The sequence below is a fragment of the Lentzea sp. NPDC051213 genome, assembly GCF_044455585.1.
Taxonomy (GTDB): Bacteria; Actinomycetota; Actinomycetes; order Mycobacteriales; family Pseudonocardiaceae; genus Lentzea.
Window position 1 is genome coordinate 470151 of sequence record NZ_JBITEX010000001.1, and the last position, 15024, is coordinate 485174.

Annotated in this window: 12 protein-coding genes; 8 read left to right on the forward strand and 4 right to left on the reverse strand. The window is 69.8% G+C overall.

The window, feature by feature from the left end; all coding sequences use genetic code 11:
• Nucleotides 1–65: 65 nt before the first annotated feature.
• Nucleotides 66–2801, forward strand: coding sequence for a BTAD domain-containing putative transcriptional regulator (locus ACIA8G_RS02180; RefSeq protein ID WP_396416405.1), 2736 nt, complete (start codon nucleotides 66–68; stop codon nucleotides 2799–2801).
• Here ACIA8G_RS02180 and ACIA8G_RS02185 read toward each other — a convergent pair.
• Complete coding sequence (locus tag ACIA8G_RS02185) at nucleotides 2790–3260, reverse strand: hypothetical protein (protein ID WP_396416406.1); 471 nt, start codon at nucleotides 3258–3260, stop codon at nucleotides 2790–2792. The genes ACIA8G_RS02180 and ACIA8G_RS02185 overlap by 12 nt on opposite strands.
• Before the next feature lie 54 nt (nucleotides 3261–3314).
• Nucleotides 3315–4757 (reverse strand): sigma-70 family RNA polymerase sigma factor, encoded by a 1443-nt coding sequence (locus ACIA8G_RS02190; protein WP_396416407.1) that lies wholly within the window; start codon nucleotides 4755–4757, stop codon nucleotides 3315–3317.
• A 168-nt stretch (nucleotides 4758–4925) separates the two neighbouring features.
• Here ACIA8G_RS02190 and ACIA8G_RS02195 point away from each other — a divergent pair, with 168 nt between their 5' ends.
• Nucleotides 4926–6632, forward strand: coding sequence for a glycoside hydrolase family 15 protein (locus ACIA8G_RS02195; RefSeq protein WP_396416408.1), 1707 nt, complete (start codon nucleotides 4926–4928; stop codon nucleotides 6630–6632).
• A gap of 59 nt (nucleotides 6633–6691) precedes the next feature.
• Entirely contained in the window at nucleotides 6692–6988 is a 297-nt protein-coding gene (locus ACIA8G_RS02200) for a YiaA/YiaB family inner membrane protein (protein WP_396416409.1), read from the forward strand.
• A gap of 4 nt (nucleotides 6989–6992) precedes the next feature.
• On the opposite strand, the gene ACIA8G_RS02205 is transcribed toward ACIA8G_RS02200, so the two are convergent.
• Both ACIA8G_RS02205 and ACIA8G_RS02210 read right to left on the reverse strand, forming a co-directional pair.
• Nucleotides 6993–8207 (reverse strand): sensor histidine kinase, encoded by a 1215-nt coding sequence (locus tag ACIA8G_RS02205; protein ID WP_396416410.1) that lies wholly within the window; start codon nucleotides 8205–8207, stop codon nucleotides 6993–6995.
• Entirely contained in the window at nucleotides 8204–8890 is a 687-nt protein-coding gene (locus tag ACIA8G_RS02210) for a response regulator transcription factor (protein WP_396416411.1), read from the reverse strand. The genes ACIA8G_RS02205 and ACIA8G_RS02210 overlap by 4 nt, the downstream gene beginning before the upstream one ends.
• Before the next feature lie 133 nt (nucleotides 8891–9023).
• Between ACIA8G_RS02210 and ACIA8G_RS02215 the strand changes: the two genes are divergently transcribed.
• Genes ACIA8G_RS02215 through ACIA8G_RS02235 form a run of 5 tightly spaced genes read left to right on the forward strand, consistent with a single transcriptional unit; the run spans nucleotide 9024 to nucleotide 14881 of the window.
• Complete coding sequence (locus tag ACIA8G_RS02215; protein ID WP_396416412.1) at nucleotides 9024–10220, forward strand: ABC transporter ATP-binding protein; 1197 nt, start codon at nucleotides 9024–9026, stop codon at nucleotides 10218–10220.
• Nucleotides 10221–10230: 10 nt separating this feature from the next.
• A complete protein-coding gene (locus ACIA8G_RS02220) occupies nucleotides 10231–11511 on the forward strand; it encodes an ABC transporter substrate-binding protein (protein ID WP_396416413.1) in 1281 nt (426 codons plus the stop codon).
• Between the two features lie 9 nt (nucleotides 11512–11520).
• A complete protein-coding gene (locus tag ACIA8G_RS02225) occupies nucleotides 11521–12816 on the forward strand; it encodes an ABC transporter permease subunit (protein ID WP_396416414.1) in 1296 nt (431 codons plus the stop codon).
• A complete protein-coding gene (locus ACIA8G_RS02230; RefSeq protein ID WP_396416415.1) occupies nucleotides 12813–13724 on the forward strand; it encodes a carbohydrate ABC transporter permease in 912 nt (303 codons plus the stop codon). Before ACIA8G_RS02225 ends, ACIA8G_RS02230 begins: the two co-directional genes overlap by 4 nt.
• Nucleotides 13721–14881 carry an ABC transporter ATP-binding protein gene (locus ACIA8G_RS02235; RefSeq protein WP_396416416.1) on the forward strand — a complete coding sequence of 387 codons (1161 nt, stop codon included), beginning with the start codon at nucleotides 13721–13723 and terminating at the stop codon, nucleotides 14879–14881. Before ACIA8G_RS02230 ends, ACIA8G_RS02235 begins: the two co-directional genes overlap by 4 nt.
• The last annotated feature ends 143 nt before the right edge of the window (nucleotides 14882–15024 follow it).

The following is a 15024-nucleotide window of genomic DNA, read 5'->3' on the forward strand; positions in this document are numbered from 1 at the left end:
GGCATCGGACAAGTTTCGAAGATCGTCCGCACAAATTCCGCACAGCCGCCCCGAGGTCTGGCACCATGCCCGAACGAGGAGGGTCAGTGCGGTATCGGCTTCTTGGGCCGCTGCAGATCTGGCGCGCAGGCGTGGAACTGCGGCTGGGCGGGCCCCGGCAACGGGCGCTGCTGGCGGCGTTGGCGATGCGTGCCAACGAATCGGTCAGTTTTGAACACTTGAGTGAAGCGGTGTGGGAATCTCCACCCGTAGCCCCTGAATCAAACATTCGCACGTACGTGGCTGCCCTGCGCAAGCTCGTGCTGGACGACCTGGTCACCGTGCCCGGCGGCTACCGGCTGAAGGTGCCGGCCGACGAGGTCGACGTCAGCGTCTTCGAGCAGCTCAGCGCGGCCGGCGACGACGCGCTGCGGCACGGCGACCACCCGGCGGCGGTGAGCAGGTACGCGGAGGCGCTGGCGCTGTGGCGCGGCCTGCCGCTGGAAGGCCTGACCGTCGGCCCGAGCCTGGTCGCGGAGCTGACCCGGTTGCAGGAGCGGCGGTTGACCGTCGCCGAGCAGCACGCCCGGCTGGCGATCGAACTGGGCCAGGGCGAACGGCTGGTCGGCGAGCTGCGGCGGCTGACCAAGCAGTTCCCGTTGCGCGAACAGCTGTGGCTGCAGCTCATGCACGCGCTGCATCGGGCAGGACGGCCGGCCGAGGCGTTGCAGACGTTCGAGGACCTGCGCGTGCTGCTGGCCGAGGAGCTCGGCACCGATCCGGGTGCCGAACTGCGTGAGATGCACGCACGGTTGCTGCGCGGCGATGAGCCCCGGCCGTCGCTGAACACTCTCCCGCGCGACGTCGCGGACTTCACCGGCCGCACCGCCGAGCTTGAACGGCTCACACGCGCGGTCACCGGAAAATCGGCGGTGGTGATCTCCGCGATCGACGGCATGCCCGGCGTCGGCAAGACGACGCTGGCCGTGCATCTGGCGCACCGCCTCGAATTTCCGGACGGTCAGCTGTTCATCGACCTGCACGCGCACACGGCCGGTCGTGCGCCCGTCGAACCGACGGACGCGCTGGACGTGCTGCTGCGCGCGCTCGGCCTGGAGGAGATCCCGACGGATCTCGACGAGCGGGCCTCGTTGTGGCGCGCCGAACTGTCCCGCCGGCGGCTGCTGGTCGTGCTGGACAACGCGGCGAGCGCCGACCAGGTGCGGCCGTTGCTGCCGGGCGTGCCCGGATCGCTCGTGCTCGTCACGTCACGAGCGCGGCTGGTCGAGCTGGAAGGCACCTCGACGCTGACGCTGGACGTGCTGTCCGAGGCGGAGGCACTGGCGCTGTTCGCCACGATCGTCGGCGACGAACGCGGCACCGATCCTGCGGCCCGCGAGATCGTCGAGCTGTGCGGCAGGCTGCCGCTGGCCGTGCGGCTGGCCGCCGGCCGGTTGCGCAGCCGGCCGACCTGGACCACGGCGCACCTCGCGACCCGGTTGCGCGAGGGGCGATTATCCGAGCTGGACGCGGTCTTCGCGTTGTCGTTCGGCCAGCTCCCCGCCGCGCACCAGCGGTTGTTCGGCCTGCTCGGCCTGCACCACGGCACGGACTTCGACGTCGACCAGGCCGCCGCACTCGCCGAGCTCGACCAGCTCGACTGCGACGGCATGCTCGAGGACCTCGTCGACGTCCACCTCCTGGAGTCCACGACGCTCGGCCGCTACCGGCTGCACGACCTGCTGCGGCAGTACGCGCAGTCCAAAGTGGACTCGTCGCGGGAGCCGCTGACCCGGCTGCTGGACCACTTCCTGGACACCGCGAACCAGGCGACCCAGCTGATGTCGCCCGCGTCCAGGAAGTACGAGGTCGACATCACCTACCGGCCGGCGTCGCGGCTCGTGCTGCGCGACTACGACCACGCCGTGGAGTGGATGGAGACCGAACGCCAGACGCTCGTCGCCGCGGTGGCGCTGTCGCTCGAAGGCGGCTGGCACACGCACACCTGGCAGCTCGCCCGCGCGATGACGTACTTCACCATGGTGCGCGGTCACACCCGCGACTGGTCCACGATCCACGAGTACGCGCTGAAGGCCGTGGACGACAACCCACCGGCCCTCGCCATGACCGTGAAGAACTACGCGATGTACTTCTGGCAGACCACGCGCTACCAGGAGGCCATCGAGTACAACGAGCGCGCGATCCGGCTGCTGCGCGAGCTGGGCGACCTGCAGGGCGAGGCGGGCACGCTCAACAACCTCTCGCTGGTCTACCGGACGCTGGGCCGCCACGCCGAGGCGGCCGACCTGCTGGAGCAGGCGATCACGGTCGCGCGGCAGCTCGGCGACCGGCACCTCGAGTCCCAGGCCCTGAGCAACGTCAGCAACATCTACAGCGCACTCGGCCGTTACGACGAGGCGCTGCACGCCTGCACGTCCGCGCTGAAGCTCATGCGCGAACTCGGCAGCCGCCGCGACGAGGCGGACACCCTGAGCGCGCTCGGCATGATCCTGCACGCGATGGGCAGGCACGAGGAGGCCCTCGTCGAGCTGGGTTCGGCGCTCACGGCCGTACGGGCGATCGGTGACGTCACAACGGAAACCGTGGTGCTGAACTACCTGGGCGTGGTGCTGACCGCCGCCGGACGCCCGGCGGAGGCGGTGGTGCCGTTGCGCGAAGCACTGGAGCTGGCGGAGCGGATCGACGACCGGCGGGAGGCGGCCAACGCGCACAAGCACCTCGCGAAGGCGGTCGCGGATCCCGAAGAGGCGGCGCGGCACCAGAAAGAGGCCGAGGAGAGGTTCGCTGCGCTAGAGCTGTGACCGCGGCCCCGGCTTGCCGCCGGGCAGCACTGCACCGCGCGGCAGACCGTCCCGCAGCAACGGCAACAGCTTGGGGTGCTTGCTCATCAGCACCGCGGCTGTGCCGTTGCGCTGCTGGATGCGGTGGCAGAAGTGCGGCGACAACGGCACTCCCAGGTAAGCCTCGGCCCGCGGCCCGTAGACGACGCGGTCGCCGACCCCGCACCACCCGGCGGGGACCGCCTTGCCCTCCGTCCAGATGTAGCCCTCCACGTACACCCCGCCCTGGAGGCGACCGGCCTCGCTGAAGGCGACGCTGAACGTGATCTGGGGCGACAGCCGCGTCTCGGCGTCGGCGGTCCACCACCGGCCGACGTCGAGCACCATGCCCTCCATGCTCGCGTGCGCCCACTCCGAGTCGTCCACGAGCGTGCGGAACGGCGCTTCGAGCACGGCCAGGGCCGCCGTGAGCTCCTCCACCCGCTCATCGTGCGTCGGTTCGCGCGGTTTCGCTGTCCGAAGTGGAATAACCGTCTACGTTTGTGCGACGGTCAAGGGAATGCGCAACGGCAACGAGCCCGCGGAGCCCGTGATCGTGTCGTCCCCCGCCTTCGGACCGGCCTGCACGCGCGCCAGGAACGTGATGGTCTCGCCCGGCTCCAGCGTCTGCCCGCCGCCGCAGGTCACGGTGCCCTTGCCCGCCGGGCAGCCGATCGTTCCCTCCGGCACCTTGCCCGCCCCGACGGTCTTGATCTTGTCCGGCAGGTTCAACGTCAACGTTGGCAACGCGGCAGGCTCGGAGCCCGTGTTCGTGATGCCGATGCTCAGCTCTTTGGGCGGACCGCTGGTGGTCATGTCGAAGCTGCTGGGCGCCGCCACCTCCAGCGTGGTGGGTTTCGACTGCGCGGCGGAGATCGACGGTCCCGGCGCGCTCGCCGCGGTGGACGGGGCACGCCCGCCGGAACTCGCGGCGGGAGCGGTGATCGAGATCGACGGCGAGGGCGAACCGCTCGGTGCGGTCACCACCGTGACGGTGGACGTGGTCGCCGGAGCGGCGATCTGCGGATCCGCGTTGTTCGAGGTGACGACGCCCGAGCCCGCGACGACCACGACCGCCGCGGCCGAGGCCGCCACTCCGAACCAGGACGCGGCACTGATCGTCACCCCGGCGCCGGTGCTCGCGCCGGCGGCCAGATAGCCGGCCGCGCCCGTGCCGAGGATGAACGGCGCGACGAGGCCGCGCAGCGCTCCGTTGACATCGGCCAGTTCGCTCGCGAGCTTGCGGCAGTCGGAGCAGTCGTCCAGGTGCGAGTCGAGCTGACCGGCCTCGCGGCCCTTGAGCCCGCCGCGCGTCCAGGAACCGAGCTTGGTCACCGTGGTGCGGCACTTCTCCTTGGGCTCCTGCGCCACGTGCGCCTGCAGGAACGCCTTGCGCAGGCCTTCGCGGGCACGGAACGCCATCGCGGAGACACCGTTCGCGGTCAGGCCCAGCAGCGGCGCGATCTCGCCCGGCGACTGGCCCTCGATCGCGGTGTGCCACAACACGGTCTGCCACCGCTCGGGCAGCGAGGCGAACGCCGAGGCCGCCAGCGCCTGGTCCAGGTCCTCGACCGCCTTGTCGCGGAACGGAACGCTGGTCACCCGCACGGCGCCGGGCACTTCCTCGATGTCGCCCGCCAGCTCCAGCCGACGCGCTTTGCGGGTCCTGTCATAGGCCGCATGGCGTACCGCTGTCAGCAGGTAGGGCCGGAAGGCCGCGCCGGGACCGCCGCCGGTGCGCAGGACCGAGAGAACTTTGGCGAACGCGTCCGCCACGAGGTCGTCCGCGTCCGCGGAGGACGTGGACAGCTGCATCGCCAGGATGTTGGCGGCTCGCACGTGGCGTTCGTAGAGCTTGCCGTAGGACTCGATCTTGCCGTCGCGGACGGCATCGATCAGATCGGCATCCGACGGCGGTCGTCCACGCTGCCCGATCAAAGATAGCCGCCTTCGTGATGCTCAGGAGTGATACGCGGACCCTATCGAGATGCCTCAACGCGAACAATCCACGCATCCGCAACTGATGTAATAAGAAAGGTTTAGGGCGGACCTAAGTCTTGGCCAACGCAGGTCCGATGGCCCTTGCGAGTTCCTACGGTGCCGGTCGTGACGGACTTCATGACTGAGCTGACGGAGCTGACGGAGGCTCCGGTGCGCCCGGCCGTGCCCATCGAACGGCACAGCCTGCTGTCGAACCGCCGTGCGCTCGCCCTGGTCACGCCGGACGCGGACGTGACGTGGCTGTGCCAGCCCTCGCCGGACTCACCGGCATTGTTCGCCAAACTCCTCGGTGGCGACGGCCATTTCTCGATCCGGCCCCGAAAAGACCAACTGCCGCTAGGCCAACGGTATGTACCCGGCACGATGTCCGTGCAGACGCGGTGGACCGGTCTGCAGGTGACCGACCGGCTCGCGGACGGCCTCGTGCGCGTCGTGGAGGGGAGGGTGCCCGCGGTCGTGGAGTTCGCGCCCCGCCCCGACTTCGGCCGTGCGCCCGTGCGGCTGGAGCAAACGGACGAAGGCCTTCGCCTGGCAGGCACCAAGATCGAGCTGCGTTCGCCCGGCGTGGACTGGCAGATCACGAACGGCACGGCGACCGCGGTCCTCACCTCGCCCGCGACGCTCGAACTGCGCTGGGACGAACCGTCCGAAAAGGACGTTGACTGGCCCGGATGGGCGCAGTCGTTGCGACTTCCGGAAACCCGGCGCGACATGGTGCGAAGATCCGCACTCACCCTGCGCGCCCTGTGCCACCGCGACACCGGCGCCGTGCTCGCCGCGGCCACGACCTCGCTGCCCGAGCAGATCGGCGGCATCCGCAACTGGGACTACCGCTACTGCTGGCTGCGCGACGCCGCCCTCACCGTGCAGGCGTTGGTGTCGCTGGGATCCGCGGACGAGGCGGAGGCCTTCCTGGACTGGCTGCACCGCGTGCTCGCCACCGTGCCGGGACCGGAACACCTCAACCCGCTCTACACGATCCACGGCACCACGCTCGGCCCGGAAGTCGTGATCGACACCCTGCCCGGCTACGCGGGCTCCGGCCCCGTGCGCGTGGGCAACCTCGCCGACCAGCAGGTCCAGCTCGACGTCTTCGGCCCGATCACCGACCTCGTGCACGACCTGGCGGTGGCCCGCGGTGTGCTCGCGGACCGCGACTGGCAGGTCGTCACCGCGATGGTGCGGGCCGTGACGCGCCGCTGGAACGAGCCGGACCACGGCATCTGGGAGGAACGGCACGTCCTCAGGCACCGCGTCTACTCGCGGGTCATGTGCTGGCAGACGCTCGACCGCGCCATCACCCTCGCCACCCGTTTCGGCCGCGAACTCGACCCCGGCTGGCCGGTGCTGCGCGACAAGATCGCCGCCGAGGTGCTCGGCCACGGCTGGAACCCCGGCGTCGGCGCCTTCACCACCGCCTACGACGGCACGGACCTCGACGCCGCGTCCCTGCACGTGGGCCTGTCCGGCCTGCTGGACCCGGCCGACGAGCGCTTCCACGCCACGGTCGTCGCGATCGAGGAGGTGCTGCGCAGCGGCCCGACCGTCTACCGCTACCTGCGCAACGACGGCCTGCCCGGCGACGAGGGCGGTTTCCACCTGTGCACGGCGTGGCTGATCGAGGCCTACCTGCTGGTCGGCCGCCGCGCCGACGCGGAGGAGCTGTTCGAGAGCTTCGCCGGCCTCGCCGGGCCGACGGGACTGCTGCCGGAGGAGTACGACCCCGTCAACGAACGGTCGCTGGGCAACCACCCGCAGGCCTACTCCCACCTGGGGTTGATCCGGTGCGCCCGGCTGCTGGACGAGTCGTGACCTGCACATGAGTAGCCGTACTCATGACAGCCCGCCGGTGACCCAGGACTCTCGGGATCATGACTTCTCCCACGCCCTCGCACACCCCGACGACCGCCGCCTTCTACGTGCAGGCGGTCCTGTCGTTCGGGCTCTCGCTGACCGCCGTCGGTATCGGAGTGGTGTTCCTGCCGGTGGACGGCTGGGTGCGCGCGTTCCTGGGGATCGCGATGCTCTACACGGTCACCTCGGCGTTCACGCTCGCCAAGGTCCTCAGGGACCGGCAGGAGGACACCTACATAACAAGCCGGGTGGACAGAGCGCGGCTGGACAAGCTGCTGACCGAGCACGACCCCTTCAAGCTCGACGTGCCCTGACCCGTCAGGGATGACCGTGCCACAGCCGCCACGCGCGCGGGCTCGCCGGCTCGTGGTGGCTGTCGGCCTCCCCGAACCGCAATCGCACGCGCGCTCCGCCCAGCCGTCCGCGCTCCAGGTGGATCGTCCCGCCCGTCGCCTCCGCGGCGGCGCGGGCGATGTCCAGCCCGAGCCCGGTCGACCCACCCCCGCTGCTGCCCCGGTGCAACGCGGACGACGGATCGGCGACGCCGGTACCGCCGTCCTCGACCGCCAGCGTCACCCACCCGGCGTGCCGCACGACGGACACCCCGACCGGGGCGGCAGTGGGGGTGTGCCGGAAGACGTTCTCCAGCAACGCATCCACCACGGCACCCAGCGCGTCGGGGGACAACGGCACCCAGGCGGGCTCGCCGACGTCGATCTCGCAGGGCCGGCCCTGGTTCGCGGCGTGCGCGGACCAGAACGCCATCCTGGCCTCGACCACCGATGCCACGTCGCACGTGCTCGGCGAGTCGCTCTCGGCTGGTTGCAACGCCTGGATGATCCTGTCGACGTCGTGGCCGAGCGTGCTGACCGCACTGCGAATCCGATCGGCGACCGGCCCTGCACCCACCGCGTCCGCGTCCAGCCGCAGGGCGGTCAACGGCGTCCGCAGGCGGTGCGACACGTCCGCGATCATCTCGCGTTCCTTGGCCCGCAACCGCGAAGTCCGCTCACCGGCCGCGTTGATCGAGGACGCGAGCGCCTCCAGTTCGCGAGGCCCGGTCAGCCGAACCCGGCGCCCGGCGGAAGAAGCGAGCACCCCCAACGCGGACAGTACCGGTTTGAACGGCCGATGTCCGAGCAGCACCGCCACTCCCAACGTCAGCAGCGCGAGACCGACGACCGCCGACGTGACAGCCCAGGGGAACGGCACGGTGGCGGGCACGACCGAAACCACCGCACCGCCACTGGAAGTCACCGGCTCCCCAACGCCGGCGCCGAGCCGGGTGCCGTCGGCGAGCACCACGGAAAGCCGTCCCTCGGCACCGGCGGACGTGCGCGCGATCGTGGCCCGCACCGCATCGGCGTCCGAGGAGACCGCGAGCACGGCGGCGACGGCGGCGGCGTCGCGCTGATCACCCGCGGCGACCGCGGCGGCAGCGCGTGTGTAGACCAGAAACCCAGCGGTGGCCAGGAAGACCACCGTCACCAACCCGGCGGCGGTGAGCAGCGCGCGGGTGATGACCGATCTCATTCCGGCGCCGCCAGCTTGAACCCGACGCCGCGGACCGTGTGCAGATAACGCGGGTGCGCCGCGGTTTCCCCGAGCTTGCGCCGCAACCAGGAAGCGTGCACGTCGATCGTCTTGTCGTCACCGACGTACGGATGCCCCCACACGGCCTGGATCAGCTCGCGCCGCGAGATCACCCGCCCAGGCCGCTGTGCCAGATACGTCAGCAGGTCGAACTCCCGCCTGCTCAACGCGAGCGCCAGGTCACCGAGCGTGGCCGAACGCTGCGCGAGATCGATCCGCAGCTCGCCGAGCGCGACCACCTCGTCGGTCGCGGGGGCAGAACCACCCGTGCGGCGTAACAACGCGTTGATCCGCGCGGCGAGGTGTTCGGCGGTGAACGGCTTCACGATGTAGTCGTCCGCGCCTGCGTTCAACGTGCTCACGACCGAGTTCTCGGCGCCACGGGCGGTCGCCACGATGACCGGCACGTTGCTGATCCCGCGCAGCATCCGCAGCGCCGCGACACCGTCCAGATCGGGCAGTCCGAGGTCGAGTATCACCAGGTCCAGCTCGTTCGTGCCCGCTTCCCGCAACGCCGCGACGGCGGTGCCGACGGCCTGCACGACGTGCCCGAGGTCGGTCAGCGCGTGCACGAGCGCTGCCTGGACCACCGGGTCGTCCTCGACCACCAGCACCTTCGACATACACGCAGCGTAAGCAGCGAACCCGCCGATTGGGAGAGGTGTTTCGAGCTTATCGAGATCGTGTTTCGTCCTTAAATCTCTCTTAGGGAGGGCGGCCCTACGGTCTGCACTCACACCGAACCAGGGAGTGGGCGTGGCAGAAGTCGTTCTGACGGGTCTCGGCAAGGCGTACGGGGACGGCACGCGTGCGGTCACCGGCCTCGACCTCGAGATCCGCGACGGTGAGTTCCTGGTGCTCGTCGGCCCGTCCGGCTGTGGCAAGACGACGGCGCTGCGGATGATCGCCGGGCTGGAGCAGATCACCGAGGGCACCATCCGCATCGGTGAGCAGGTCGTCAACGACGTGCCGTCGCGTGACCGCGACGTGGCGATGGTGTTCCAGTCGTACGCGCTCTACCCGCACCTGAACGTGTACGACAACATCGCGTTCGGCCTGACGTTGCGCAAGCTGCCGAAGACCGAGATCGACCACCGGGTTCGCGAGGTGGCCGAGGTGCTGGAACTGACCGAGCACCTCGACCGCAAGCCGCGCAACCTCTCCGGCGGGCAACGGCAGCGCGTCGCGATGGGCCGGGCGATCGTGCGGGCGCCCCAGGCGTTCCTGATGGACGAGCCGCTGTCCAATCTGGACGCCAAGCTGCGGGTGCAGATGCGGGCCCAGATCGCCAGGATCCAGCGCGAGATCGGCGTGACGACCGTGTACGTGACGCACGACCAGACCGAGGCCATGACCCTCGGCGACCGCGTCGCGGTGATGCGCCGCGGTGTGCTGCAACAGGTCGGGCCGCCGCAGGAGCTCTACGACCGGCCGGTGAACCTGTTCGTCGCCGGGTTCATCGGCTCACCGGGCATGAACCTCGTGTCCGCCCGCCTCGACCGCGACTCCGACGACCGGTTCTGGGTGTCGCTCAACTCCGACGCCCTGCTGCTGCCGGAATCCGTTCTGCTGCAACGGCCCGCGCTGGAGCAGTACGTCGGCCACGACGTCGTGGTCGGCATCCGGCCGGAGGACATGGAGGACACAGCGCTCGCCGACGCGCGGGAAGGCCAGATCCTCCACTCGGTGGCCGACCTGGTCGAGGCCATGGGCTCGGACGTCCTCGTGCACTTCCCGGTCGACGTCCCGCCCGTGGTCACCGACGACACCCGTGAGCTCGCGCAGGACGCGGGCACCGACGACCTGCCCAAGACCGCCGGGAAGGGAACCGTCCTGGTCGGACGGTTCAGCCCGCGCACCCGCATCTACGAAGGACAACCCGTCGCCGCCTGGGTGGACACCTCCCGGCTGCACTTCTTCGACCCGGCCACCGGGTCCTCGATCTGGAAGTAGGAGAGCTTCGATGATGAAGAAGCAGTGGATCGCCCTGCTCGCGCTCACCGCCGCCGCGTGCTCGGGAGGTGCCGCCGTGTCCGGCTCCGAGGACCTGAAGAACCAGACCGTCGAGGTCATCGGCCCGTGGACCGGTGACGAGCAGAAGAACTTCGAGCAGGTGCTGAAGGCGTTCTCGGCCAAGACCGGCGCTGAGGTCAAGTACACACCCGCCGGTGACGAACTGCCGACGGTGCTGCAAACCAGAGTCTCCGGCGGCACACCGCCGAACGTCGCGCTGATCGCCCAGCCCGGCCTCGTCGCGCAGTTCGCGCGAGCAGGTGCGTTGAAGCCGGTCAGCGGTGAGGTCGAGAAGGCCGTCACCGAGCACAACGCGGCGGTGTGGAAGCAGCTCGGCAGCGTCGACTCCAAGCTCTACGGGTTCACCTTCAAGGCGGCCAACAAGTCCGCGTTCTGGTACAGCGACAAGGCCTTCAAGCAGGTCGGCGCGACCCCGCCGGGAACGTGGGACGACCTGATCAAGACCAGCAAGGCGATCGCCGAGACGGGCCTGGCCGCGGTGTCGGTCGGCGGCGCGGACGGCTGGACGCTCACCGACTGGTTCGAGAACGTCTACCTGCGCACCGCGGGTCCTGACAACTACGACAAGCTCGCCCGTCACGAGATCCCGTGGACCGACCCGACCGTGCGCAAGGCGTTGGAGGAACTGGCGAAGCTGTGGGGAGACCCGACGCTGATCGACGGCGGCGCCCTGCAGACCGAGTTCCCCAAGTCCGTGATCAACGTCTTCGGTGAGCCGGCCAAGGCGGCGATGGTCTTCGAGGCCGACTTCGTCGCGAGCGTGATCACCACGAACACCCAGGCGAAGGTCGGCCAGGATGCGAAGTTCTTCCCGTTCCCGTCGGTCGCGGGCAGCAAGGAGGCGGTCGTGGCCGGCGGTGACATGGCCGTGCAGTTCAAGGACGACAAGGCGACCACCGAGCTGATGAAGTTCCTCGCCTCGCCGGAGTCGGGGCAGACCTGGGCCGGGCTCGGCGGGTTCCTCTCGCCCAACAAGGACATCCCGGCGTCGGCCTACCCGGACGAGGTGACCCAGGACCTGGCGCGGCGCATCGTCGACGCGGGCGACAACGTGCGGTTCGACATGTCCGACCTGGCGCCGGCCGCGTTCGGCGGCACGAAGGGTGCGGGGGAGTGGAAGGACCTGCAGGACTTCCTGGCCGACCCGAAGAACGTCGACGGCATCATGGCGCGGCTGGAAGTCAACGCCGCCAAGGCCTACGGAAAATAGGCCCCGAGAATGAAGCTCCGTGTGAACGTGGACGCCGCGCCGGGGCGCTCGCCCCGGCAGGCGATCCCGTTCCTGCTCCCCGCCCTGGTCCTGCTCGCGGCACTGGTGCTCTACCCGCTGGTGTTCTCGCTGATCCGCAGCTTCTTCGACGCCACGGGCGACCAGTTCGTCGGCCTGCGCAACTACGTCGACACGTTCACCGACCCGCGGACGCTGACCGCGTTCCGCAACAACGTGATCTGGGTGGTGGTCGCCCCGGCGGCCGTCACCGGCATCGGCCTCATCCTCGCCGTGCTCACCGAACGCATCCGGTGGGCGACCGCGTTCCGGCTGGTGCTGTTCATGCCGATGGCGATCTCGCTGTTCGCCTCGGGCATCATCTTCCGGCTCGTCTACGAGGAGCAGCCGAACCAGGGCGTGGTCAACGCGGCGATCGTCGGCGTGCACGACATGTTCAGCCCGTCGTCGCAGTACCCCGGCGCGCGGCCACGTGATGGGTACACCGCAACGGAGTCGGGCTTCCTCGGCAACGCCCCGGTGCGGCCCGGTGACACGATCATGCTGCCGCTGGTGGGTTTCTCGCCGCAGGACGTGCCCGCGCAGGCGCTCCCGGCCTCCGCGCCGGCGGCCGGTACCGGCGAGGTGCGCGGGGTCGTGTGGCTCGACGTGTCGCTCGGCGGCAAGGCCGGACAGGTCGACCCGATCGAACGCGGGCTGCCCGGCATCGCGCTGGAGGCGGTGCGGGACGGACAGGTCGTGGCCCGCACCACGACCGGTGACGACGGCAGGTTCACCTTCCCCGACCTCGCGTGGGGTGAGGTCGCGGTCCGGCTGCCGTCGTCGAACTTCGAGCTGCCGTTCCGCGGCCTGACCTGGCTCGGGCCGTCGCTGATCACCCCGGTGATCATCTCGTCCTGGATCTGGATCATGACCGGGTTCGCGATCACGTTCATCGCCGCCGGCCTCTCCGCGATCCCCCGTGACGCGCTGGAGGCCGCGCGGGTCGACGGTGCGACCGAGTGGCAGGTGTTCAAACGGGTCACCATCCCGCTGCTGTCGCCGGTGCTGCTGGTCGTCTTCGTGACGCTGGTGATCAACGTGCTGAAGATCTTCGAGCTCGTCTTCGTCATCGCACCCGGCTCGGTGCAGTCCGAGGCCAACGTGCTGGCCCTGCAGATGTGGCAGGTGTCCTTCGGCACGGGCGGCGACCAGGGGGCGGGCAGTGCGCTCGCCGTGATCCTGTTCCTGCTGGTCGCCCCGGCGATGCTGTTCAACATCCGCCGATTCCGACGGGAGCGGTCGTGACCACCACCTTGGTGCCGGACGAGGTCCGGATCGACGTGCCGGTGTCCGGCGCACCGCGGCGGGGCGCGCTGTCGCGGCTCGTCGCCAGGCTCGGCAACGGTGTCGTGCAGCTGCTGCTGGCGCTGGTGGCGATCTTCTGGCTGGTTCCGGTGTTCGGCTTGCTGATCGCGTCGTTGCGCGACGAGTCGGCGAACACCGCGAGCGGCTGGTGGACCGTGTTCACCAAGCCCGCCGAGCTGACCCTGGCCAACTACGCCGAGCTCGTCGCGAACCAGGCGGTGTGGCAGTCGTTCCTGAACACCTTCTACATCGCCGTTCCCGCAACGATTCTGGTCGTCGTCATGGGGTCGCTGGCGTCGTATGCGCTGTCGTGGATCGAGTTCCCCGGCCGCGAGACGCTGACCGTGGTCGTGGTCGGGCTGCTCGTCATGCCGATCCAGGTCGCGCTGATCCCGGTGGCGAAGCTGTTCGGGGCGTTCGGGCTGTTCGGCACGATCACCGGTGTGGTGCTGTTCCACGTCGCGTTCGGCCTGCCGTTCGCCATCTTCCTGCTGCGCAACTTCTTCGCCGGCATCCCGCGCGACCTGATCGAGGCGGCGCGGATGGACGGCGCGACCGAGTGGGTGATCTTCAAGCGGGTCGTGCTGCCGGTGGCCAAGCCGGCGATCGCCTCGCTGACGATCTTCCAGTTCCTCTGGGTGTGGAACGACCTGCTGGTGGCGCTGGTGTTCGCGGACCAGGACTCGGCCCCGATCACCGTGGCGCTGCGCGCGCAGCTGCGCCAGTTCGGCACCAACATCGACCTGCTCGCCACCGGCGCGTTCCTGTCGATGATCGTGCCGCTGGCGGTCTTCCTGGTGTTCCAGAAGTACTTCGTGCAGGGCGTGCTGGCGGGATCGACGAAATGACCGCCGTCGCGCTGCGAGAGGTGAGCCTGGTCTACCCCGACGGCACCGTCGCCGTGGACGACGTGAGCCTCTCCGTGCGCGACGGCGAGTTCGTGGTGCTGCTCGGTCCGTCCGGCTGTGGCAAGTCGAGCATCCTGCGCATGGTCGCGGGCCTGCAACGGCCCACCAGCGGCCACGTCGTGCTCGACGGCAGGACCGCGGACGACGTGCCGGCCCGTTCGCGCGGCGTGTCGATGGTGTTCCAGGACTTCGCGCTGTACCCGCACCTGACCGTGCGCGACAACATCGGCTTTCCGCTGGACGTCGGTGACTGTCCGCGGCTGGAGCGCGACGACCGGATCGGCGAGGTCGCCAAGACGTTCGGCATCGGCGACCTGCTGGCCCGCCGCCCGGCCGAGCTGTCCGGCGGCCAGCGCCAGCGGGTGGCGATGGCACGTGCGATCGTGCGCGGGCCTCGGGTGCTGCTGATGGACGAGCCTCTGTCCAATTTGGACGCCGTGCTGCGGTCGGGCCTGCGTGCGGAGATCGCCGGTCTGGCCCGCTCACTCGGCCTGACGGTGCTCTACGTGACGCACGACCAGATCGAGGCCCAGACGATGGCCGACCGGATCGCCGTGCTGCGCAACGGTGTGCTGGAGGACGAGGGCCTGCCGGACGAGGTCTACCGGCATCCCGCGACGATGCACGTGGCGGCGTTCCTCGGCAGTCCCCGGATGAGCCTGATCAAGGCGTACGTGCAGGTCGTCGTCGACAGCCACGTCGCGCTGCACATCGGCGGCCAGGTGATCGACCTGCCGTGGCCGGACATGCGCGCCCGCGCGGTCGCGCACTACGACGGCGAGGACATCGCGGTCGGCGCGCGGACCGAGGCGTTGCGGCCTGCCGCACCGGGTTCGCCCGGCCCGGTGCTGACGGGTCTGGTGCGGCACCTCGAACACCACGGGCACGAGACGCTGGTGTCGGTCGACGTCGGCGCGTGGCCCGTGCAGCAGTGCAACGTCGATGAGCAGCACACGGGGGAGTTGGTGCTGCGGATCCGCCCGGACGTCCGGCCTGTGCACGGCGAGCAGGTGGGTGTGAGGTTGTGCCTGGAACAGCTGCACTTCTTCGACCTGGAGAACGGCCGCAGAATCGGCCCGCGCGGCCGCCGCCGCTAACCCCCGTGCCGTTTGGCGCGAAAAGCACGTTCGGGCCGCTAGATGGCCCGAATTCCCCGTTCGCTCTGGGCCGCCGTTTGGCACGAACGGGACGTTGGCGCCGCTAGATGGCCCGAACGTGCTTTTCGCGCCGAAACACGACC